Source organism: Arthrobacter sp. JCM 19049 (assembly GCF_001310435.1).
This window is the reverse complement of sequence record NZ_BAXF01000563.1, coordinates 1-1,284: the sequence shown is the minus strand read 5'-3', so window position 1 is coordinate 1,284 and position 1,284 is coordinate 1. Positions and strand designations below refer to the sequence as shown.

General features: G+C 68.7%; 2 protein-coding genes and 1 pseudogene. All 3 read right to left on the bottom strand.

Features of this window, described 5'->3' with window-relative positions; translation table 11 throughout:
- Positions 1–216 (bottom strand): proteasome accessory factor PafA2 family protein (locus JCM19049_RS21155; protein ID WP_279403288.1); only part of this gene is annotated, 216 nt, incomplete at its 3' end.
- The gene (locus tag JCM19049_RS14475) at positions 183–416 is read right to left on the bottom strand and encodes a proteasome accessory factor PafA2 family protein (RefSeq protein WP_054821922.1); all 234 of its coding nucleotides are present in this window, start codon (positions 414–416) and stop codon (positions 183–185) included. The genes JCM19049_RS14475 and JCM19049_RS21155, both read right to left, overlap by 34 nt.
- Positions 413–1,284, bottom strand: a pseudogene (locus tag JCM19049_RS14470) (AAA family ATPase); the annotation flags it as partial. The pseudogene JCM19049_RS14470 and the gene JCM19049_RS14475, both read right to left, overlap by 4 nt.

Sequence of the window (1,284 nt, the reverse complement as noted above, 5' to 3'; positions counted from 1 at the left end):
GTATTCGGGGTGGGCGTGGTCCACGTAGAGCCGCGCGCCGTTGCCCAGCACCATGTTCATCACCACGTCGGTGGACTCGGCCTCCTGGTACAGGGTGCGCCCGATGCGCGCATCCCCGCCGTCCAGGGCGATGGACTCCGCGTCCCAGACCTTGGTCTCCTCCACGGTCGGTTCCACGTCGGTCAGCTGGCTGGGGTGGGCCTGCTCGCGGCTGATGGTGTAGCCGCGCGCATCACGCAGCGGGGTTCGTCGCTGTAGTCCCAGCGGGCGGCGCGCCTGGCCGCGTCCCCGTGGCGCACCAGCTGGGCGTAGCCGTCCACGATCTGGGCGGAGAGCACGGTGGCGTTGGCCTTGGGCATGCCCGGGCGGATGACCCCGTACTCGGTCTCCAGCCCGACCAGCCGCCGGGCGCTCACTGGGCACCCCGCGCATCGACCAGGGAGCGGATGTGGCTGATCTTCTCCCCCTTGCGCCCGGAGATCCGGGCCCAGTCATCCGGGTTGGTGGTGTTGGGCATGTCCTCGTGTTCGGCGAACTCCTCACGCACCGCGGCCAGCAGGTACTCCATCTTCAGCCCGCGTTCCCCGGTGGTCAGCAGCGCCTTGATGGCCCGCTTCTTGGCCCGGTCCACCACGTTGCGGATCACCGCTCCGGAGGCGAAGTCCTTGAAGTACAGGATCTCGGTGTCCCCGTTGACGTAGGTGACCTCCAGGTACTGGTTGGAGCGTCGGTGGCGAACATGTCCGCCACGGTGCCGTGGATCATGCGCTGCACGGTGGCCTGCGCGTCCCCGCCGTCGGCGGCGACCTCGGATTCGTGCAGCGGCAGGTCGGTGGTCAGGTACTTGCCGAAGATCTCCGCGGCACCCTCGGCGGTGGGGCGGCGGATCTTGATCTTCACATCCAGCCGGCCCGGGCGCAGGATCGCCGGGTCGATCATGTCCTCACGGTTTGACGCGCCGATCACGATCACATTGTCCAGCCGCTCCACGCCGTCGATCTCGGCCAGCAGCTGCGGGACAATGGTGGTCTCCACATCGGAGGACACCCCGGTGCCGCGGGTGCGGAACAGCGAGTCCATTTCGTCGAAGAACACCACCACCGGGTCCCCGTGCAGCGCCTTTTCCCGGGCACGGGCGAAGATCAGGCGGATGTGGCGTTCGGTTTCGCCCACGTACTTGTCCAGCAGCTCCGGGCCCTTGATGTTCAGGAAGTAGCTGCGGGCCTCGGTGCGCCCGGACTTCGCGGCGGCGCGGGCGGCCAGCGAGTGGGCGACCGCCTTGGC